Annotated in this window: 20 protein-coding genes; 17 read left to right on the plus strand and 3 right to left on the minus strand. The window is 37.9% G+C overall.

Translation table 11 applies throughout. The features are described 5' to 3' along the window. Window positions 1-137 precede the first annotated feature (137 nt). The 7 genes from ACIP9G_RS17470 to ACIP9G_RS17500 all read left to right on the plus strand — a co-directional run bounded on the left by ACIP9G_RS17470 (window position 138) and on the right by ACIP9G_RS17500 (window position 7,546). Window positions 138-824, plus strand: a complete 687-nt coding sequence (locus ACIP9G_RS17470) for a response regulator (RefSeq protein ID WP_340826394.1) — start codon at window positions 138-140, stop codon at window positions 822-824. Continuing rightward, window positions 808-2,232 (plus strand): sensor histidine kinase, encoded by a 1,425-nt coding sequence (locus tag ACIP9G_RS17475; protein ID WP_340821681.1) that lies wholly within the window; start codon window positions 808-810, stop codon window positions 2,230-2,232. Before ACIP9G_RS17470 ends, ACIP9G_RS17475 begins: the two co-directional genes overlap by 17 nt. Before the next feature lie 185 nt (window positions 2,233-2,417). Next, entirely contained in the window at window positions 2,418-3,281 is an 864-nt protein-coding gene (locus ACIP9G_RS17480; protein WP_401021041.1) for a peptidyl-prolyl cis-trans isomerase, read from the plus strand. Window positions 3,282-3,300: 19 nt separating this feature from the next. Beyond that, window positions 3,301-4,002 carry a polyphosphate polymerase domain-containing protein gene (locus tag ACIP9G_RS17485; RefSeq protein ID WP_401021044.1) on the plus strand — a complete coding sequence of 234 codons (702 nt, stop codon included), beginning with the start codon at window positions 3,301-3,303 and terminating at the stop codon, window positions 4,000-4,002. A 16-nt stretch (window positions 4,003-4,018) separates the two neighbouring features. Beyond that, entirely contained in the window at window positions 4,019-4,702 is a 684-nt protein-coding gene (locus ACIP9G_RS17490) for a DUF4956 domain-containing protein (RefSeq protein WP_173479225.1), read from the plus strand. Between the two features lie 48 nt (window positions 4,703-4,750). Then, window positions 4,751-6,697 (plus strand): CotH kinase family protein, encoded by a 1,947-nt coding sequence (locus ACIP9G_RS17495; RefSeq protein ID WP_401021047.1) that lies wholly within the window; start codon window positions 4,751-4,753, stop codon window positions 6,695-6,697. A gap of 246 nt (window positions 6,698-6,943) precedes the next feature. Continuing rightward, window positions 6,944-7,546, plus strand: a complete 603-nt coding sequence (locus ACIP9G_RS17500) for a class I SAM-dependent methyltransferase (protein WP_401021049.1) — start codon at window positions 6,944-6,946, stop codon at window positions 7,544-7,546. An 86-nt stretch (window positions 7,547-7,632) separates the two neighbouring features. Here ACIP9G_RS17500 and ACIP9G_RS17505 read toward each other — a convergent pair whose 3' ends face one another. Continuing rightward, entirely contained in the window at window positions 7,633-9,090 is a 1,458-nt protein-coding gene (locus ACIP9G_RS17505; protein ID WP_401021051.1) for a cryptochrome/photolyase family protein, read from the minus strand. Between the two features lie 50 nt (window positions 9,091-9,140). Between ACIP9G_RS17505 and ACIP9G_RS17510 the strand changes: the two genes are divergently transcribed. From ACIP9G_RS17510 to ACIP9G_RS17540, 7 genes are all read left to right on the plus strand, one after another. Then, window positions 9,141-9,575 carry a hypothetical protein gene (locus ACIP9G_RS17510; RefSeq protein ID WP_401021054.1) on the plus strand — a complete coding sequence of 145 codons (435 nt, stop codon included), beginning with the start codon at window positions 9,141-9,143 and terminating at the stop codon, window positions 9,573-9,575. A gap of 307 nt (window positions 9,576-9,882) precedes the next feature. Beyond that, entirely contained in the window at window positions 9,883-11,106 is a 1,224-nt protein-coding gene (locus ACIP9G_RS17515) for an ABC transporter substrate-binding protein (protein WP_340821695.1), read from the plus strand. 213 nt (window positions 11,107-11,319) lie between these two features. Then, the gene (locus ACIP9G_RS17520) at window positions 11,320-12,195 is read left to right on the plus strand and encodes a branched-chain amino acid ABC transporter permease (protein WP_340821697.1); all 876 of its coding nucleotides are present in this window, start codon (window positions 11,320-11,322) and stop codon (window positions 12,193-12,195) included. Between the two features lie 13 nt (window positions 12,196-12,208). Continuing rightward, on the plus strand, window positions 12,209-13,144 hold the full coding sequence (locus ACIP9G_RS17525) for a branched-chain amino acid ABC transporter permease (RefSeq protein ID WP_340826395.1): 936 nt from the start codon (window positions 12,209-12,211) through the stop codon (window positions 13,142-13,144). Then, entirely contained in the window at window positions 13,144-13,923 is a 780-nt protein-coding gene (locus tag ACIP9G_RS17530; RefSeq protein ID WP_340821698.1) for an ABC transporter ATP-binding protein, read from the plus strand. The genes ACIP9G_RS17525 and ACIP9G_RS17530 overlap by 1 nt, the downstream gene beginning before the upstream one ends. Further along, window positions 13,923-14,630 carry an ABC transporter ATP-binding protein gene (locus ACIP9G_RS17535; protein ID WP_139859965.1) on the plus strand — a complete coding sequence of 236 codons (708 nt, stop codon included), beginning with the start codon at window positions 13,923-13,925 and terminating at the stop codon, window positions 14,628-14,630. The genes ACIP9G_RS17530 and ACIP9G_RS17535 overlap by 1 nt, the downstream gene beginning before the upstream one ends. Window positions 14,631-14,743: 113 nt before the next feature. Further along, window positions 14,744-15,241 (plus strand): cupin domain-containing protein, encoded by a 498-nt coding sequence (locus ACIP9G_RS17540; protein WP_401021057.1) that lies wholly within the window; start codon window positions 14,744-14,746, stop codon window positions 15,239-15,241. A gap of 165 nt (window positions 15,242-15,406) precedes the next feature. Here ACIP9G_RS17540 and ACIP9G_RS17545 read toward each other — a convergent pair whose 3' ends face one another. Next, window positions 15,407-16,126: a DUF6904 family protein gene (locus ACIP9G_RS17545; protein WP_401021059.1), complete on the minus strand. Its 720-nt coding sequence runs from the start codon at window positions 16,124-16,126 to the stop codon at window positions 15,407-15,409. Window positions 16,127-16,148: 22 nt separating this feature from the next. Beyond that, a complete protein-coding gene (gene rluF, locus ACIP9G_RS17550; protein ID WP_401021062.1) occupies window positions 16,149-16,850 on the minus strand; it encodes a 23S rRNA pseudouridine(2604) synthase RluF in 702 nt (233 codons plus the stop codon). 243 nt (window positions 16,851-17,093) lie between these two features. On the opposite strand from rluF, the gene adh reads away from it, so the two are divergent. The 3 genes from adh to ACIP9G_RS17565 all read left to right on the plus strand — a co-directional run bounded on the left by adh (window position 17,094) and on the right by ACIP9G_RS17565 (window position 19,540). After that, a complete protein-coding gene (gene adh / locus ACIP9G_RS17555) occupies window positions 17,094-18,614 on the plus strand; it encodes an aldehyde dehydrogenase (protein ID WP_340821702.1) in 1,521 nt (506 codons plus the stop codon). A gap of 21 nt (window positions 18,615-18,635) precedes the next feature. Next, the gene (locus ACIP9G_RS17560) at window positions 18,636-18,998 is read left to right on the plus strand and encodes a DUF779 domain-containing protein (RefSeq protein WP_340821704.1); all 363 of its coding nucleotides are present in this window, start codon (window positions 18,636-18,638) and stop codon (window positions 18,996-18,998) included. Between the two features lie 326 nt (window positions 18,999-19,324). Then, window positions 19,325-19,540 carry a hypothetical protein gene (locus ACIP9G_RS17565; protein WP_401021065.1) on the plus strand — a complete coding sequence of 72 codons (216 nt, stop codon included), beginning with the start codon at window positions 19,325-19,327 and terminating at the stop codon, window positions 19,538-19,540. Window positions 19,541-19,745 lie beyond the last annotated feature (205 nt).

The following is a 19,745-nucleotide window of genomic DNA, read 5'->3' on the forward strand; positions in this document are numbered from 1 at the left end:
TGGTGGATCGTTATAAGTCTGTTTTCAAATATACAAATATACATATAGAGCATTGTTCTGTAGAGCTTGCTGACATTTAGCTGACATAAACAGATGCTATAATAAAAAATCAACAAGCCGTGGCGGGGTGAAAAATGATGACCAAAATATTAGTGGTGGAAGACGAATTCGCAATTAGCCAAGTATTGAAGGCTTATTTGCAAAAGGTTGGATATGAAGTTGTACAATGCTTTACGGGTGGTCAGGCAATAGAAGTGTTTACGGAACATCAGCCTGATTTAGTATTATTAGATATTATGTTACCTGAAAAAAACGGCTGGACGATTTTACGAGAAATTCGCAATGAGAGCGCTTGTCCAGTTATTATGCTAACTGCGTTAGGGGATGTAAATTACCGTTTAGAAGGTTTCGATCAAGGTGCAGACGATTATATTCCTAAACCGTTTATAGCTGACGAAGTTGTCGCGCGAGTAAAGGCTGTATTAAGGCGAGCTGAAAACAATCATGAAACAACTTTAAAGAAGCGATTTGGTCAGTTGGAAATTGATATGCAGGCGCATCAAGTGCACCTCAATGGTCAAGAAATTGTGTTAACACCGCGGGATTTATCGGTGCTCTTATTTTTAGCAGAACATCCAAATCAAACATTTACAAGAGATCAGCTCATTGAACAAGTATGGGGCTGGGAATATGATGGCAGTGATCGAGCCGTCGATTTAGCGGTGAAGCGATTACGGAAAGCGCTTATAAACTGGGATGAAGCAGAAGGAGAGATTAAAACATTACGTGGATTGGGGTATCAGTTAAGTGTTCAAAAAAAATAGGCGAATCTCCTTACTCAACTATTGGACGAGACGTTATTTACTTACACTCTTTATAGGGCTAGCCATTATCTCTTTAATTTCCGCTAGCTGGATACGTCACACAGCTTTTGAAAATCGGCTTGATTTAATGAATTTTATAGCGGAAGAAACAGTTTATCGTTTGACGGATACAACTGGTTCAAATGCACCTACAGACGGCATACCAGGCTTTATCGGTAATCGTGAACGATATAATATGAGAGAAATTGATCCGATTTTATATGTAGTCGATGTAAAAGGCAATGTTCTGACAAGTAATCGACCGATGCCTCCAGGAAGCACTAATAATGTTGCTAACTTATTAGATAATGAAGAAGGAACAAAGAAGATACTAGTCGAAGTCGATAGCAAAAAGACAGTTCAATATGTAGTGAAAAAGAAGATTGAAAAGGATAATAATGTAGTTGGATGGGTGCTTGTGCTAGAGAAAAAGGAAAATTTGACGAAAGTTCAACAAGAATATGGTCAACTTGCCTTACTAATTGGAGCTCTTGCTGTCCTAGGCTGGGGAGCGATCTATTTCTTATCAAAGCGCTTAGTACGTCCTATTAAGCAGGTAGCTGAAGCGGCTAAACAAGTACAAGAAGGCAATTATACATTTGATTTACCTCAAAATAATAAAGAAGAAGAAATTTTCGAGCTTGTCACATCCTTTAAGGAAATGGCCAATAAGCTAGAACAATTAGAGAGAACGCGAACAGAGCTGCTTGCTGGTGTGACGCATGAGCTAAAAACGCCTGTTACGTCCATTAGTGGACTTTTGCAGGCTGTAAGAGATGGTGTTGTAACTGGTAAGGACGCTAAAGAATTTATTCAAATGGCTTTGCTAGAAACGACGAAAATGAAAACGATGGTTGGAGATTTACTAGCTTTTAATAGTTTTGCAGTAGATGCGATTCCTGTTAAGCTCGTCACAGTGAATGTCAATCATCTTGTGCGAGATGCTGTGGCACAGTGGGAAGTGATGGAGGATGAAGAAAACGTTAAAATACAAGTAAATTATCTTCTGGAGTCAGTAAATGTGCAGGCAGATGTCGTACGTATGCAGCAAATATTCACAAACCTTTTAACAAATGCAAAGCAAGCAATGCAGGAAGGGTTAGTGACGATTACATTAAGGCAAAAACTTGATAGGGTCATTATTGCTGTTAAAGATACAGGGAACGGAATAACTCAAGAAGATCAGGCATTTATTTTCGAACGATTTTATAGAGGGGAAAATAAAAAATACGCTGTTCGAGGGCTAGGCTTAGGTTTACCATTAAGTAAAATGATGGCTCAATCAATTGGTGGTGATTTACGTTTAGTTGAAAGTAATCCAACAGGAACATGCTTTGAAATAACCTTATTAAAGGCTACTACGCTGTAACGGCGTGGTGGCCTTTTTGTTGTGCTGTATAGGAGAAGAAGGGGATTTGTAAAGCTAGTATAAAGATTCACAAATGGAAATGTAAAAATTTTTGAAGGAATTGTAAAGCTGACATCTGACTGACACATAAGCACTTTATAGTAAGCAATGTAAACGAGAAAATAAACGAAAGGATGTTATAGAGAATGACTATAAATTCAAGGTTTATCAAGATATTTGCTGTTCCCGTTGCATTAGCAATGCTATTAACTGGATGTGGAGAGAGTAGCGATTATGTGGCAACGGTGGACGGTGAGAAGATTCTCCAGACAGAGCTAGATGAGGCATTGCGCAGTCAATATGGCACAGACATGTTAAACACACTCATAGACAATAAAATCATCGAACTTGAGGCAAAAAAAGAAGGCATTACTATATCGGATGACGCCATTAAAGTGGAATATGATGAATTGGTTGAATCGTATGGCGGGGAGGATGCTTTACAAGAAGCACTCGATGCAAATGGTCTAACGAAGGAGAGTGTCAATGATAATATTCGAATGTATCTGATGACGAAGGATGTAATTGCAGCAAGCATTGACATTACAGATGAGGAATTAAAGCAATATTTTGAAGAAAATAAGGATGACTACGGTCAACCAGAACAAGTTGCAGCTAGTCATATTTTCCTTGAAGATGAAGCAACTGCAAAAGAGGTTGAAGCGAAAATAAAAGCTGGTGAGGACTTTGCTGAGCTAGCGAAAGCATATTCAACTGATACAGATACAAGTGAAGACGGCGGTGATTTAGGCTATATTAGCCGAGGGCAGATGGATGAGCAGTTTGAAGAGGCAGCCTTCGCTCTTGAAAAAGATGCCGTTAGCGGGGTAGTGCAGTCAGCAGAAGGCTATCACATCATTAAAGTGACAGGTAAAGTGCCAGCAGAAGAAGCCGTATTTGAAGATGTTAAAGATGAAATTTATGAAACAGTATTGGAAACACGTATCAATGAAGAATATACGACTTGGTTAGCTGAAAAACAAGAGCAATACAAAATTGAAAAGAAATAGTAGGAAGGAGAAAATTATCATGCCTAAACTGACATCATTTAATCCAAATGGTCGCAAGGAAATTAAACAGGCTATCTCATATCCAGACTACGCACTTTTAAAAAGCAAAATCCAGCATTTGATGCGGCTGGATCACAATGCAGGTCCGGACGGTAAGTATTTAATTCGAAGCACATACTTCGATAATTTTGCTAACAAAGTTTTGAATGAAAAAAAAGAAGGGTTTATTAATCGAGATAAATACCGAGTACGTATTTATGGGAAATCTGCTGCTTTGGTGAATTTAGAGCGTAAAAGTAAGCGTAATAATTTAACGTTTAAAACGAAGTGTGTAATCTCACAGACGGAGTACGAAAAAATGCGTACTGGTGAAATTGCATGGATGGAAAATGATGATCGTGTTTTAATACGAGAATTATTTCATGAGATGAAATATCACCAAATTAAGCCGACGACGGTTGTCGATTATGAGCGAGAGGCGTACATTTATCCCTTTGGCAACGTACGTGTAACATTCGATAGTAAGGTGCAGTCAAGCCTTCGCAATACAGATATGTTCAGTAAAAATCTGCCTATGGTTGATGTGCTAGAACCGAACCTTGTCATTTTAGAAGTGAAATATGATGAGTACTTGCCAGATATTGTTAAATATTTACTACAATCAGTGGATACACGTGCTGAAGCATATTCAAAATACCAGCTTAGCCGTATGCATGTATAAAAAGGAGAAATGAAAAATGGATAATATGAATTTTAGTGATATTTTTAAATCAAATTTTCTAGAGAAAACAACATCATTTTCATTAACAGATTCAATTATTGGACTAGTTGTTGCTTTCTTTGTTGGGCTATTTATTTACGCAGTATATAAGAAAACATTTAATGGTGTGATTTATTCGCACTCCTTTAATATTTCGTTGCTCATTATGACTATGGCAACATCGCTCGTTATTATGGGTATTAGTTCAAACGTCTTGTTGTCACTTGGTATGGTAGGTGCATTATCAATTGTTCGTTTCCGTACACCTATTAAGGATCCAATGGATTTAGTGTATATTTTCTGGGCAATAGTGTCAGGTATTCTTTGTGGAGCAGGATTTATTCCACTTGTTATTATTGGCGCAATATTGATTGGTTTAGTTCTACTAGTATTAGTAAATAAAATTACGATTGAAAATCCTTACTTATTAATTGTGAAATTTGAAGAAGATTTAGCTTGTGAAGAAGTGGAGCGTATCATTGCTGCACAGTCTAAAAAGTACGCGTTAAAATCAAAATCAATTATACAAAATGATGAAATCGAAACAACATATGAAATTCGCGTGAAGCAAAATGATGCAAAGTTTATGGACAATTTAACAAAAGTACCTGGTGTAAAATCAGCAATTATGCTTAGCTACGATGGTAACTTCACAGCGTAATGAAAGTGAATGATTGTTTTCTAACTACGAGCAAGAGAGGTGCAGTCAATGATTAAAAATCGAATTGTCTATACCAGTATGGCGATTCTCCTCCTACTCTTTGGCGTGATGGTTGCTGTACTTCCAAACTTAGGCATTGAAACGAAAAATACGGAATATTCCTATGAGACGCTTGTGTTCAATAAAAGCAAAGTAACAACTGTTGATATTGAAATACCTCAAGAGGACTGGGAGGACATGCTGGAAAACGCTGCTGATGAGGAGCTAAAGCAGGCCAATATAACAATAAACGGCAAGACAATAGAAAATGTAGCGATTCGTACAAAAGGTAATTTATCGTTACGTTCTGTTGTCAATAGCGACTCAGATCGTTATAGCTTGAAAGTCGATTTTGACTATTATGATGATACGCAAAGCTTATATGGCTTAAAAAAATTAAATTTAAACAATAACTACAGTGATTCAACTTTAATGCGAGAATATCTTTCATATGAGCTCATGGAAAAAATGGGCTTACCGACACCTGCCCATTCCTATATGTATGTTACGGTTAATGGTGAAGAACGTGGCTTATATTTAGGGGTAGAAGCGGTCGATGAAACATTTTTAGCGAATAATTACGGAACCAATGACGGGTTTTTATTTAAACCAGATGGTACAGGTAGTGATTTAAAATATATTAGTGATAATATTGCCGACTATACGGGAATTGGTTTGAAAACGAATGAAGACAATATTGAGGACTCGAAGTTAACTGACATGCTTGATGCTATAAATAATGGCGGAGACATCGAACAATATATTGATGTCGATGAAATGCTACGCTACTTTGCTGTTAATACAGCACTAGTAAATTTAGATAGTTACCAAGGAAATATGAAGCACAACTACTATTTATATGAGAATAATGGCGTGTTTTCTATAATACCGTGGGACTATAATATGTCATTCGGCGGCTTTGGTGCTGGCGGTGGTGGAATGGGCGGCGGCAATCCAAATCAAATGCGGGGAAATGCGAATAATGAATTACCTGCAGACGGACAGACGGAGGAAAACGCAGACACACCAGCTATGAAGCAACCACAAGAGGGTCAGCCAAATGGTGAGCAATTGCAAGAAGGACAGCCAAATGGCGGGCAACCGCAAGAAGGACAGTCAAATGGTGGGCAACCGCAAGAGGGTCAACCAAATGGTGAGCAATCGCAAGATGGACAGCAAAACGCTAATCGCAATAAAGGGAACTTCGACATGGGCGGTGGCATGTCTAGTAATCTAATGGCAGATAGTGCAATAAACTTTAGCATAACTACACCTGTATCTGGGACAACTCTAGAAGATCGCCCACTTTTAAATGCTTTACTGTCCAATGAAACATATCGCGCTAAGTATGAAAGTTATTTAGAACAACTCGCAACAACTTATTTAACAGAAGATTATATTCAGTCGATTACGAACAACTTAGCGATGCTATTAACAAGCTATGAAGAAGCAGATCCTACAAAGTTTTATACAACAGAGCAGTTTTTAGAAGGTGTGTCAGGGGACAACAGTCTACCTGAATTTGCTAAACAACGTTCTGCATCAATCTTAAAGCAACTGTCAGGTGAATTAGTTGTAGAAACAAGTGCGACTGCTCAAGGTAATATGGGTATGCCAAATGGCGACACAAACAATGAGGCAAATGGAAATCAAATGCAAATGCCTGACGACTTTGATCCGAGTCAATTACCAGAAGACTTTGATCCAAGCCAATTACCAGCAGACTTCGACCCCTCACAAATGCCTGAGGGTGGCATGGGCAATGAGCAAGGTGGAAAAGCTAATGGTGGTCCAATGCAACGTCCAGATGGAATGGGTTTCCCTAACCAAGGCAATGGACAGGCAACTCAAGAAACAGGAATTGATAAAAGTACAGTGCTAACAGCTACCGCAACGTTTTCATTTTTAGTGGCTGCACTCCTCTTTGTTTTTAGATTTAATCGTAGAGGACGTTAAAAACACACCATAGGCAAACATTTTAATATGGTCAGAGTGTCAAAAATGGCATCAAGAGGCTCACTCTTGATGCCATTTTAGTGCCAGGCACTCAAACAATTTGCCGTGCCAGTTTTTACAGTGTGCTGAGGGCAAGTCAACCGTAGTTAAAAGAAAAATGGATTGTAGATAATCTTTTGGATATGGTGTTTGCTTTTTTTCATGCTAAAATAAAGCATTCTTTTTTTCGAGGAGTATCTAAATATAATGAATGAACAACAGTTTGATAAACTTTTGCACATTAATACAATCGGAGAACAATATGGATTTCCTAAACTAGCTCATTACCATCGTTATGAGCCAACTCCTTATGCTGGATTGGAACAATTATTTACACAATATGATTTGCCGGAAAATCCAGTATTTATTGATATAGGCTGTGGAAAAGGAAGGGTCCCAATTTATATTCATCATAAATTTCACACTCCGGCAATTGGAATAGAAATGGACGCAGGCTTTTATGCAGAGGCAGAGCATAATAAGGAGAGCTACTGTCGAAAAAATGGCTCACAAGGTGCCATTTCTTTTGTTCATACTATTGCAGAAAACTACAAAATAAAGCCGTGTGATAATGTTTTTTTCTTTTTTAATCCGTTCTCCATCAATATTTTCCGAACTGTCATTCATAATATATGGGAGTCTTACGAGCAAAATATGCGTGATATTCACATTATTTTATACTACCCACCATATGATTATTTGCAGTTTTTACATCATGGTACACCTTTTGAATTAATACATGAAGTACATCTAGAAAATGAAACAAATATTAATGAACGTCTTTGCGTTTTTGCATTAAAAAAGGCGTAACTTCCATAGTGGGTTGATTGCCGATCGGTGGAAAGCACCACCGCGACGAACATCGATGTTTACAGCAAAAAAGTGTTAGATTGCTTTCAATCTAACACTTTTTTATCTTCTGTCCCAGTAGCTTTTTTTATGGCGTTGTACCGTTCCAATGCACGGGCTCTTGCCGTTTTATGGTCAACGATGGGCAGCGGATAGGTGTCACCTAATGTGATATGAGCCTGCTCTAAGATAGCAGCTGGAGCTGTATGTGGAGCGTTTATATATTTTGATGGTAGGTTTGCTAATTCTGGTACCCATTTTTTTATATATGTACCATCTAAATCAAACTTCTCACCTTGTAAGGAAGGATTGAAGATACGGAAATAAGGTGCGGAATCGATACCCGTGCCGCTTACCCACTGCCAGCCCATCGCATTATTTGCTGCATTAAAGTCCAGTAGCGTATGCTCAAACCATGAATAGCCTTCCTGCCAAGGCTGTAGTAAATGTTTTACTAGAAATGAGGCAACAACCATTCTTACTCGATTATGCATATAGCCAGTTTCCCAAAGCTCACGCATACCAGCATCAACTAACGGGTAGCCTGTTTGCCCTTTTCTCCAAGCAGCCAGATGTAGAGAATTAGGCTCCCATTCAAAATGCTGAAAATTACTGCGTAAAGAGATGGTAGAAAATGAAGGATAGGACAACAGCTGATAGATTGAAAACTCTCGCCATATTAGTTGTCTTAAAAAACTTTCGATTTGTTGACCGAACGCTGCGTTATCCTCAACTTCTATTAACTCCTGACAAGTAGTCCACAGAAAACGAATACTAATATTACCCGCTGCAATAAATGGAGACATTTTTGAAATTTTTTCCTTGGTTAGGTAATCTCGCTTGTCCTTGTAGTCATATAAACCTCCCTCTATAAAAAGCTCCCATTGGTCTAATGCGCCATCCATCCCAGGGCGCCAATAATTATGAAACTTGTTATACCAGTTACCATTCAGTAGCTGCAACTGTTCTAATGACAGAGATGATACGTTCATAGGAAAGGCTTGCATGTTAGCAGGACGTCCAAGTGGCTTACGTGCTAGCTCCTGTAAACAGCGTTTATAAAAGGATGTGAAGATAGCATATGGCTTGTTTTGCTGATTTCGAATGGAAGTCACGTCAAATAACGTATCACCATAAAACGCTTTTACTTCAATATCATTTGCACGTAATATATTGGCTAAATGTTCATCTTCGGAACGCTCAGTTTCACTAAAACGTTCGTTAAAATAAACAGCGTCAGCCTGCGTATCTAATGCCAACTGAAGAACTTGTGAAATGACATCGCCCTTTTGTAAAATAAGCTGCATGTCGTAGTTACTAAATGTAATTTGGAGATTTTGAAGCGAATAGTACGTCCAAAAATGTTGAGCGGAGTCTTGCTCTGGCAATTGGTCATTCTGAATATAAAGGGGTAAGATGGCACCTGTATTGGCTGCATGCCATAGAGCGGGGTGATCATCTAGACGTAAATCATTGCGGAATAGCACAATTATTTTTTTATTCATATTGAATCATCCTTTTATGGATTTATTTAGATTGAAGCAAGGAGGAGCACATGAAAATACTCATCAATCGTCAAGTAATAATAGCGTCCTTTGTTGCAGGTTGTATATTTGGGGCTTTCTTCAAAGTTGTTGAAAATTTAACAGGCAGCCGTGTATATACATTACTATTAAACGTCGATTATATACCGATTATAAAGAACTTTCGATTTCCTGAAGTAATAGAATTCATTTTTCATCTCATTATATCGTGGTTAATAACAGCCGTATTATGCGCGATTCGTAATAAGTATAAGTGGAATAATTCTATGTTAATGAGAAATAGTGTCTTTATACAAATTTTTATAGGCTGTATGTTGTTCCCTACAACAATTTTCTCAAAACGGACACCGATTATTACTGATTATTTCGCTTTGAGTTGGTGGCTTATTGGTCATATTGTGTACGGGGCATTGATAGGTATACTCTTAAAAAGAAAAAATAGCTAAGAATTAAAAAGAAAGCAATTTTCGCAAAATGGATGTTAGTTTTATAGTGACAAAAAATTTGCTTAATAGCTTTCTATTTAATTTAGTCCTAATTAATAGATAATTCACAAATAACTAATTATACTGAAAAATCACTCTAGACTAAATATAAAGAATGTTTTACAATGTAAAAGGCTTAATTGAATATTATTTTGTTTCAAAAATAGATAGTTATAAATAATTATTTTTGCTATTGAGCATTAGCGAAAGATTGTTTATAATTATCAGAAATATCTAACATTTGAGAATTTTCAGGGGGAATTTAATTATGAGAGAGTACAATAAGCTTAAAAAGTTCGGTTCACTTCTAGTAGCTTCTTCACTACTTGCAGGCGTACTTGCAGGTTGCGGCGCTGGAGACAGTAATACAAGTTCAGGTGGAGGCTCATCATCAGGTGGTGGCTCAAAAGATGGAGATACGATTAAAATCGGTGCAAACTTAGAGCTTTCAGGTAACGTAGCTTCATACGGTTCATCAATTGGCTTAGGTGCAGAATTAGCTGTTAAAGAAATTAATGATGCAGGCGGTATTGATGGCAAGAAGATTGAACTTATTAAAGTAGATAACAAGTCAGAAAACTCAGAGGCAACTGCGGCAGCTATTAAACTAGCAACGCAAGATAAAGTAGTAGCGATGCTAGCTCCTGCAACTTCTGGTAATACTGTTGCAACAGTTCAAATCGCAAATGATAACAAAATTCCGATTGTTACTGGTTCAGGTACAGCTCCAAACATTACAGTAAATGACGATGGCAGCATTAATGAATATGCTTTCCGTACTTGTTTCATTGATCCATTCCAAGGGATTGTGGCTGCAAACTTTGCATCAGGTGAACTAGGTGCGAAAAACGTAGCTATCTTTGGAGATAATGCATCTGATTATGCAAAAGGTTTAGCAAAATCATTTAAAGATACAATCTCTAAAAGCGGTGGGAAAGTTGTAAAAGAGGAAGCTTATGTAGCGAAGGATACAGACTTCCGTACACAATTAACGAATATTAAATCAGCGAATCCAGACTTCATCTTTATTCCTGGATACTATGAAGAAGTTGGTCTGATTGTAAAACAGGCGCGTGAAATGGGTATTACAGTTCCACTTATGGGAGCAGACGGTTGGGATTCTCCAACTTTAATTGATTTAGCTGGAGCAGATGCACTGAATAATACGTTCATTACAAACCACTACTCTGCAGAAGACCCAGATCAAAAAATTCAAGACTTTGTAAAATCATTTAAAGCAGCGAATGGCGATAAAGCACCGGATGCATTTAACGCACTTGGCTATGATTCAATTTACTACATTGCAGATGCTATTAAACGTGCAGGCTCTACTGACGGCGAAGCAATTAAAAATGCATTAGCTGAAACAAAAGATCTTTCTTTAGTAACAGGTACTTTCTCAGTTGACGAAAACCATAACCCAATTAAAACAGCAACGGTTCTTGAATTTAAAGACGGTAAACAAGTGTTCAACTCTAAAGTAAATCCTTAATTTTTTTTAAAAAAGCAAGGGGGAGGCGGGCAACCTGCCTTCTCTTTTATTTTTTAACAGACAACTAGACTAATAAAAAAAAGCATAGATTCTAGCATAAGGAATCGGAAATAACTTTTTATGAGGGACACGAGTTTTTCTGCATTCAATTCAACTATGTAGAAATAGGTCCCGTTTTTGCATTCCTCAAAAAAAACAAAGGAGTGAACGCTCATGGAATGGATACAGCAACTTGTGAATGGTGTTTCACTAGGTAGTATCTACGCGTTAATAGCGTTAGGGTATACGATGGTATACGGTATTATTAAGCTTATTAACTTTGCCCACGGTGATGTTTTCATGATTGGGGCATTTATTGGCTTTTACGCAATTGCTAAATGGGAGCTGGGCTTCTTACCAGCATTATTATTAGCAATGGCAGTTTGTGCAATCTTCGGTGTGTTAATCGAACGAATTGCATATAAGCGATTACGAAATGCAACGCGTATTGCGGCTTTAATTACAGCAATCGGTGTGTCGCTATTAATCGAATATACGACAATTTTCTTCAGAGGAGCTCAGCCAGCAGCATACCCTGAAGTTATTAAAAATAGAACATTCGATGTGTTCGGTGTTCAAATAAGCAGTACGTCTATTTTAATTTTATCTGTCGCTATCGTACTGATGATTCTATTACAATTCATCGTACATAAAACTAAAATTGGGAAGGCGATGCGTGCAGTTTCACATGATGCAGATGCAGCACGCCTAATGGGCATTAACGTAGATAATACAATTTCAGCAACATTTGCAATAGGTTCTGCTTTAGCCGGTGCTGCGGGTGTTATCTTCGGTGTGTATTATACGAAAATTGACCCGTTAATGGGTGTTATTCCAGGGGTTAAAGCGTTCATCGCTGCGGTTCTTGGTGGTATTGGTATTATTCCAGGTGCAATGGTTGGCGGTATGCTACTAGGTGTCGTGGAATCAATGGTAAGTGCACTCGGATTCTCTTTATGGCGCGATGCAGCGGCATTTGTCATTTTAATTTTAATTTTGATTTTCAGACCATCGGGTATCTTTGGTAAAAACGCCCGCGAGAAAGTGTAGGTGAGCGGTAATGATGAAGAAGTCTAAAGTTTTCTGGGGCTACGCCGTATTAGCGCTAGTCATCTATGTAGTTATTCAGGCACTTATTACAACAGAAATAATTGACTTGTATTACAAAAATATGTTAATCACAATGTGTATTAACATCATGCTAGCTGTCAGCTTGCACATCGTTATCGGGGTTACTGGCCAATTCTCTATTGGGCATGCTGGTTTCCTTGCAGTTGGTGCTTATATTTCAGCTATTATTACAACAAAACTAATGCTTCCGTTCCCGTTAGCCATTTTATTAGGAGCGCTTGCAGCAGCAGTAGCTGGTTTGATCGTAGGTATTCCAACGCTACGTTTAAAAGGGGATTATTTAGCCATTGCAACACTTGGTTTTGCTGAGATTATTCGTATTGTCTTTTTAAATACGGATTATGTTGGTGGAGCAGCAGGGATGCAGGTTAAATATTTATCGAACTGGACATATGCATTCATTGGTGTTGTATTAACTATTTTAGTGATTTCTAACTTTACAAATTCTCGTCATGGACGTGCTTGTATTTCCATTCGAGAAGATGAAATTGCTGCGGATGCGATGGGTATTAATACAACTTACTATAAAGTTGTAGCATTCGCGATTGGATCTTTCTTTGCTGGTCTTGCAGGGGCCATTTTTGCACATAACTTCTACATTATTCAGCCAACAACATTTGGTTTCTTAAAATCATTTGATATTTTAATATACGTCGTTCTTGGTGGGCTAGGAAGTCTTTCAGGTTCTGTTATCGCCGCAGTATTTTTAACGTTGATATCAACATACTTAGCGAACTTCCCAGAAACACGAATGATTATTTACAGCTTAGTATTAATCATTGTAATGCTATATCGTCCGACTGGTTTAATGGGTACAAAAGAAATTACGCACTTATTTAAGTTTGGTAAAAAAGGAGGTACAAAATAATGACTGGAAACCTTCTAATCAAAGTAGAAAATATGGGCATTCAATTCGGTGGTTTAAAGGCGGTACAGGGCGTTAATATGTACCTAAATCAAGGTGAATTAGTCGGTCTAATCGGACCAAATGGTGCAGGTAAAACAACAAGCTTTAACATGCTAACTGGGGTGTATACACCGACTGAAGGAACAATTACTTTTGACGGTTTAAAGATCAATGGCCTTGCACCATATCAAGTAACGCAAAAAGGCATTAGCCGTACGTTCCAAAATATCCGTCTATTTAAAGAATTATCTGTTTTGGATAATGTAAAAGTAGCGAACCATTCACTCGCTAAACATTCAATGTGGTCATCCATTTTCCGTTTACCTAGTCACTTTAAAGGTGAAGAAGCAATGGAACAGCAATCAACGGAATTCTTAAAAATATTTGGCTTAGATATTTATAAGAATGAACTTGCAAAAAACTTACCTTACGGAATGCAACGCCGTCTGGAAATAGCGCGTGCATTAGCTGCCAATCCAAAGCTCTTATTACTGGATGAGCCAGCAGCAGGGATGAACCCACAAGAAACACATGACTTAATGGAGTTAATAGCGTTTATTCGTAAAGAGTTTGGTTTAACGATTCTGCTAATTGAGCACGATATGAGCTTAGTAATGGGAATTTGTGAACGTATTTACGTACTGGATCACGGGCAATTAATCGCTGATGGGACACCAGAGGAAATTCGCAACAATCCAAAGGTAATTGAAGCTTACCTTGGTGAGGAGGTTATCAGCTAATGCTAAAAGTACAAAATATTGATGTATTCTATGGGAATATTCAAGCATTAAAAGGCGTCTCTTTAGAAGTAAACGAGGGAGAAATTGTTACATTAATCGGTGCAAATGGTGCTGGTAAAAGTACATTATTAAAAACCTTGTCAGGCTTGCAAAAACCTAAAGGGGGCATTATCGAATATGAAGGCTTCTCGATTGCAGGTAAGGCTGCGCAAACAATCGTAAAATCAGGTATTTCACATGTTCCTGAAGGTCGCCGTGTATTCGCTAATATGTCAGTAGAGGAAAACCTAGAGCTCGGAGCATATCTTCGTAATGATAAGGCGGGTATAAAGAAAGATATGGATCATGTCTTTGAGCTATTCCCTCGTCTACTGGAGCGTCGTAAACAACAGTCTGGAACATTATCTGGTGGTGAGCAGCAAATGCTTGCAATGGGGCGTGCATTAATGGCAAAACCAAAGCTATTATTAATGGATGAACCATCAATGGGGCTTGCACCACTTATGGTAAAAAATATCTTCAATATTATTGAAAAGGTCAATAAAGAAGGTACAACCGTATTGCTAGTAGAGCAAAATGCCAATATGGCTTTATCGGTAGCTGACCGCGCATATGTACTTGAAACAGGACGTATTGTGTTATCGGGAACTGCAAAAGAACTGCAAGAGAGTGAACAAGTAAAAGCAGCTTATTTAGGCGGCTTGTAATAAAGGGGGTGTCTCGGATTTATTCGGGATACCTCTTTTTATGATGGGATGGTAGATGGAAGTAGCGTTTGACCTTTACTTTTTGGTAAGGTGGAAAAAAGGAGTGAAGTTAGATGCAATATTCTGCACAATATTTTATTGAAAAATTAGCGTTAGATCAACATCCCGAGGGAGGATACTATATTTCTTCGTTTCGATCAACAGAGGAGATAGCTGTAAGAGATGTAACAAGACCAATTTATACAAGCATTTATTTTTTATTACAATCTCAGGATATTTCCCATTTGCATCGTTTAAAATCAGATGAACTTTGGTATTATCATGCTGGTAGCCCATTAACTGTGCATATGATTTACCCTGATGGTACATATGAGGGGAAAAAGTTAGGGTTAAATTTAGAAGCGGGTGAGGTTCCTCAAGTGGCAGTGCCAAAAGGTACGATTTTTGGATCTTCCGTTGATGATGCAAATACATTTAGTTTAGTAGGCTGTATGGTAGCACCAGGGTTTGATTTTGAGGACTTTGAGCTATTTACACAAGGTGAACTTTTAGCTGATTATCCGCAACATGAAACAGTTATTCGTAAAATGGCATACGAGACGATTGAATAGCAATAGCAGAAGTGGCAGATTGCATGCAATCTGCCACTTTTTTGCTATGCCGTTGTTGTCCGCTACGGCGGTAGCTTTCCGCGGGCACACCGTAAGCCGCAACCCTCGCTTGCGCGCGGATTGTTGCGTCTTACGCTACGTGCGTTCCCGAAGAAATAGTAGCATCTACCATAAAATTTCTTCAGGGTAGTTTGCGTTGATTGGGATTTCGTGTAGTGCTTTTTTTGTCGTACTGGCGACTTCGATTAGCTTGGATTTTAGAGCGGTGTATTCCTCATCCTCGAGCATTAAGCGAAGAGCAAAGGACGCTAATTGCGCTTTACGTGTTTGCGTATGCAATTGTATGTATTCCAAATTTAGTACGTCTACATATTGCGTGGCATAACGGAAAGTTAATGGACTCTTTGTATGAAGCATCCTTAAAAATACTAAGTATTGCTCTTCAGTAAGCTCCTGCTCTAAGCAGTCAGCAACCGCTGCTTGGAATTTGCGAATTGTGGCAACTTGACCATTCCAAGCAGAAGAATCGATTAGCTCCTGATGTAAGCGAATAAAATCATTTAAAGCAATTGCAGTGAAAAGAAGCTCCGGCCATAAAACCTCTGCCCCGTAATAGACATTTTTATTTGGAAAAATAATTTCATGTCGAGAAAGTATACTTTTGTTAAGCCCATTACTCACAAATTCAAGCTGATGCTCACCCAGCATTGCTTGACGGAGATTATGACAAAGACCGAGGATGCGAAGACGTGCACCTTGGTAATCATAATATTTGTTTTCATCTCCAGTTACTTTATAAATGGCGTGAATGAGTGCATCTAAATCCCAAAAATCACCGCTTATCCGTACACCTGTAAGTTGTTCAGTACTTTGAATGGAAAGCATCTCTCTATCCCCTCCAATTGCTTTATTTTGCTGTGTAATTAAGTAATTTGAATAATTCTGTTCGCTCCTTATCAGTTAAATCGCGCCATTGTCCAACCTTTAAATTTCCAAGCTTAATGTTCATAATACGTATGCGCTGTAATCGTTTAACGGAATAGTCTAATGCTGAACACATACGGCGAATTTGTCGATTTAAGCCTTGTTCTAAAATAATTTTAAACACTTTATCTGAGATTTTTTCAACACGGCAAGGCAATGTCGTCGTATCTAAAATATCAACTCCAGCGCCCATTTGTTTTATGAATTGATCTGTAATAGGCTTATCTACTTGTACAATATATTCTTTTTCATGATGGTTTTCAGCACGTAAAATTTTGTTAACAATATCGCCATCATTTGTTAGTAATAATAATCCCTCTGATTCTTTATCCAGTCGTCCGATATGGAAAATGCGCAAAGGATGATTAATAAAATCCACGACATTTCCTTTGATATGGCTCTCTGTCGTACTTGTAATACCAACTGGTTTGTTTAAGACAATATAAACGAGTTGTTCTTCTTTTGTTACCTCTTTTCCTTCCACACAAACAATATCGCCAGTCTCTACTTGGCTGCCGACAGTAGCAAGAACACCATTAATGGTTACTTTACCTTCTTCGACCCATTTATCAGCACCGCGACGAGATACGATGCCTGTTTCACTTAAGTATTTGTTAATTCTCATATTGTTCTCCTATACATTTCATATTAGCTTAAGTATACCCTATCGTTGTAAATACCGTGAATTCTAGAAGCTTTTCTATTAAAAATAAATATTATAAAAATTTATTTTAAAAAGTTGAAATAAACATTAATTTCTGACAATATAGTGGGTAAGAGAGTCTCTATGAAAATATCGTTATTTCGATATAAAATTACGATTTTTCTAGATATTTTCTCATTATTTTGTGTAAAGGGGAGAAGTAAAATGGTTTATGCATTTCCAAACACTGAAGGATCGGTAGTTCAATTCAAAGAGAAATATGATAATTACATTGGTGGAGAATGGACACCCCCAGTGAAAGGTCAATACTTCGATAATGTTACTCCTGTTACTGGACAAGTTTTTACACAAGCAGCACGTTCCTCTGCTGAGGATATCGAACTTGCACTTGATGCAGCACATGCAGCAAAAGATGCATGGGGACAAACATCCGCTACAGAGCGTGCTAACATTTTACTTAAAATTGCGGACCGTATTGAACAAAACTTAGAAAAGTTAGCCGTTGCAGAAACATGGGATAATGGTAAAGCGGTTCGTGAAACATTAAATGCAGATATTCCTCTAGCAATTGATCATTTCCGTTATTTTGCAGGTGCTTTACGTGCACAAGAAGGCGCCCTAAGTCAAATTGATAATGATACAGTTGCTTATCATTTCCATGAGCCAATTGGGGTAGTCGGTCAAATTATTCCTTGGAACTTCCCAATATTAATGGCTGTTTGGAAACTAGCTCCTGCTCTTGCTGCTGGTAACTGTGTTGTATTAAAACCAGCTGAGCAAACACCAGTTTCGATTATGGTGCTTGTGGAGTTAATTGGTGATTTATTGCCACCAGGCGTACTAAATGTTGTGAACGGTTTCGGCTTAGAAGCTGGAAAACCGCTTGCATCTAACCCACGTATCGGCAAAATTGCCTTTACTGGTGAAACTACAACTGGCCGTTTAATTATGCAATATGCGTCACAAAACCTTATTCCAGTTACATTAGAATTGGGCGGAAAGTCTCCGAATATTTTCTTCGAAGATATTATGGATGAAGATGATGCCTTTTTAGATAAAGCAGTAGAAGGCTTTGTATTATTCGCCCTTAACCAAGGTGAGGTATGTACATGCCCTTCACGAGCGTTAATTCAAGAATCCATTTATGATAAGTTCATGGAACGCGTTATACAACGTGTCGAAGCTATTCAAGTTGGAAATCCACTTGATCCTAACACGATGATGGGCGCACAAGCTTCAAGTGAGCAGATGGAAAAAATTCTGTCTTATTTAGATATTGGTAAGCAAGAAGGCGCAGAATGTTTAATTGGTGGCGAGAAAAATAATGTAGGTGAAGGCTTTGAAAATGGCTACTACGTTAAACCAACTGTCTTTAAAGGACATAATAAAATGCGCATATTCCAAGAAGAAATTTTTGGTCCAGTTGTTGCAGTAACAACATTTAAAACAAAAGAAGAAGCATTAGAAATTGCTAACGATACATTATATGGACTAGGCTCTGGTATTTGGACACGTGATATGAATACAGCATATCGCTTCGGTCGTGGTATTCAGGCGGGGCGTGTTTGGACAAACTGCTACCATGCATATCCAGCACATGCAGCGTTCGGTGGCTATAAAATGTCAGGTATTGGCCGTGAGACGCACAAAATGATGTTATCGCATTACCAACAAACGAAAAACTTATTGGTGAGCTATAACGAAAATAAACTTGGTTTCTTCTAAACAGTGAGGAGGTGCTAAAGCGTGGTTGAACGTGTTTTAGCAACGGAAGAAGCGCTGGCACTAATTGAATTGTTGAAGGAAAAGCATGGACCGGTTATGTTTCATCAATCAGGTGGATGCTGCGATGGCTCGTCTCCGATGTGTTATCCTGACGGGGACTTACTATTAGGTGATCAGGATGTATGCTTAGGTAAGATTGGGGACACACCATTTTATATGCACAAAAACCAGTACGATTATTGGAAACATACGCAAATTATTTTAGACGTAGTTGATGGGAGAGGCGGTATGTTCTCTCTTGAAGGCGTAGAAGGTAAACGTTTTTTAACAAGGTCTAGAGCATTTTCTACAGAGGAACTAAAAGAGTTAGGTTTAATTAAATAGTTTAATGACAGCGGCAAAAGCTTTTTTGTCGCTGTTTTTTTATGCTAATTTTTCTGGAAAAGTAGTTGTAGGTTTACGTTATTTGGGGAGTTTCGCAATAATAAATAACGTTGTAATCGTTCTTGTAGGGTCTGGGTTAATAGTAATTTTCTGATTGTCCGTTCAATCATAATATAGCCCCCGTTCATCTTTGTTTATATTAATTAAACCATATAATACCTATTTACAAACATTAAATTATGTTTACTTTTTATGTTAATTATTACAAAACGATTGAATCTTTTCGACAGAATGTTACGTAAATAGTGAAAAAGAGTGTGTTGAAGATGAATATTGTTATAATTGAAAACCAATTTTCACAAACTGTGGAGGCAGTTTCGAAAGTTGCAGGCTGGACAGTGGATCGGAAAATTATATTAGCTATTGCCAGCACATATGTTGCCTCGGATAAAGTGTTTGATTCGGAAAAATATAAAGATGCTGTAGAAGAAATGAAAAAACAAACTTCGTGGATGTCGCCATTGCGAACATCGATAGGGTAGCAAATATGATGGAGCAAGATGGTACGGAGAAAGCATTAAATACGCTATTGAAAAACGAAAAGATATAATGGAGGAATGCCAACTTATCCAGATTGTTATCACATTATTGAAGAAATGAAGAATCGTCATCCAATTACGTGTCTTACATGATAACTCTTTAATTGGGTACCTAATGAACAGATTATAACCCAATTTAGTCATGAAA

This window comes from Lysinibacillus sp. NPDC093197 (assembly GCF_044754025.1).
Taxonomy (GTDB): Bacteria; Bacillota; Bacilli; order Bacillales_A; family Planococcaceae; genus Lysinibacillus.

What these genes read in the sequence shown, in the direction of transcription:
- ACIP9G_RS17470 (WP_340826394.1), top strand. Translation starts at nt 138, where the DNA reads ATGACCAAAATATTAGTGGTGGAAGACGAATTCGCAATTAGCCAAGTA.
- ACIP9G_RS17480 (WP_401021041.1), top strand. Translation starts at nt 2,418, where the DNA reads ATGACTATAAATTCAAGGTTTATCAAGATATTTGCTGTTCCCGTTGCA.
- ACIP9G_RS17485 (WP_401021044.1), top strand. Translation starts at nt 3,301, where the DNA reads ATGCCTAAACTGACATCATTTAATCCAAATGGTCGCAAGGAAATTAAA.
- ACIP9G_RS17490 (WP_173479225.1), top strand. Translation starts at nt 4,019, where the DNA reads ATGGATAATATGAATTTTAGTGATATTTTTAAATCAAATTTTCTAGAG.
- ACIP9G_RS17495 (WP_401021047.1), top strand. Translation starts at nt 4,751, where the DNA reads ATGATTAAAAATCGAATTGTCTATACCAGTATGGCGATTCTCCTCCTA.
- ACIP9G_RS17500 (WP_401021049.1), top strand. Translation starts at nt 6,944, where the DNA reads ATGAATGAACAACAGTTTGATAAACTTTTGCACATTAATACAATCGGA.
- ACIP9G_RS17505 (WP_401021051.1), bottom strand. Translation starts at nt 9,090, where the DNA reads ATGAATAAAAAAATAATTGTGCTATTCCGCAATGATTTACGTCTAGAT.
- ACIP9G_RS17510 (WP_401021054.1), top strand. Translation starts at nt 9,141, where the DNA reads ATGAAAATACTCATCAATCGTCAAGTAATAATAGCGTCCTTTGTTGCA.
- ACIP9G_RS17515 (WP_340821695.1), top strand. Translation starts at nt 9,883, where the DNA reads ATGAGAGAGTACAATAAGCTTAAAAAGTTCGGTTCACTTCTAGTAGCT.
- ACIP9G_RS17520 (WP_340821697.1), top strand. Translation starts at nt 11,320, where the DNA reads ATGGAATGGATACAGCAACTTGTGAATGGTGTTTCACTAGGTAGTATC.
- ACIP9G_RS17525 (WP_340826395.1), top strand. Translation starts at nt 12,209, where the DNA reads ATGAAGAAGTCTAAAGTTTTCTGGGGCTACGCCGTATTAGCGCTAGTC.
- ACIP9G_RS17530 (WP_340821698.1), top strand. Translation starts at nt 13,144, where the DNA reads ATGACTGGAAACCTTCTAATCAAAGTAGAAAATATGGGCATTCAATTC.
- ACIP9G_RS17535 (WP_139859965.1), top strand. Translation starts at nt 13,923, where the DNA reads ATGCTAAAAGTACAAAATATTGATGTATTCTATGGGAATATTCAAGCA.
- ACIP9G_RS17540 (WP_401021057.1), top strand. Translation starts at nt 14,744, where the DNA reads ATGCAATATTCTGCACAATATTTTATTGAAAAATTAGCGTTAGATCAA.
- ACIP9G_RS17545 (WP_401021059.1), bottom strand. Translation starts at nt 16,126, where the DNA reads ATGCTTTCCATTCAAAGTACTGAACAACTTACAGGTGTACGGATAAGC.
- rluF (WP_401021062.1), bottom strand. Translation starts at nt 16,850, where the DNA reads ATGAGAATTAACAAATACTTAAGTGAAACAGGCATCGTATCTCGTCGC.
- adh (WP_340821702.1), top strand. Translation starts at nt 17,094, where the DNA reads ATGGTTTATGCATTTCCAAACACTGAAGGATCGGTAGTTCAATTCAAA.
- ACIP9G_RS17565 (WP_401021065.1), top strand. Translation starts at nt 19,325, where the DNA reads ATGAATATTGTTATAATTGAAAACCAATTTTCACAAACTGTGGAGGCA.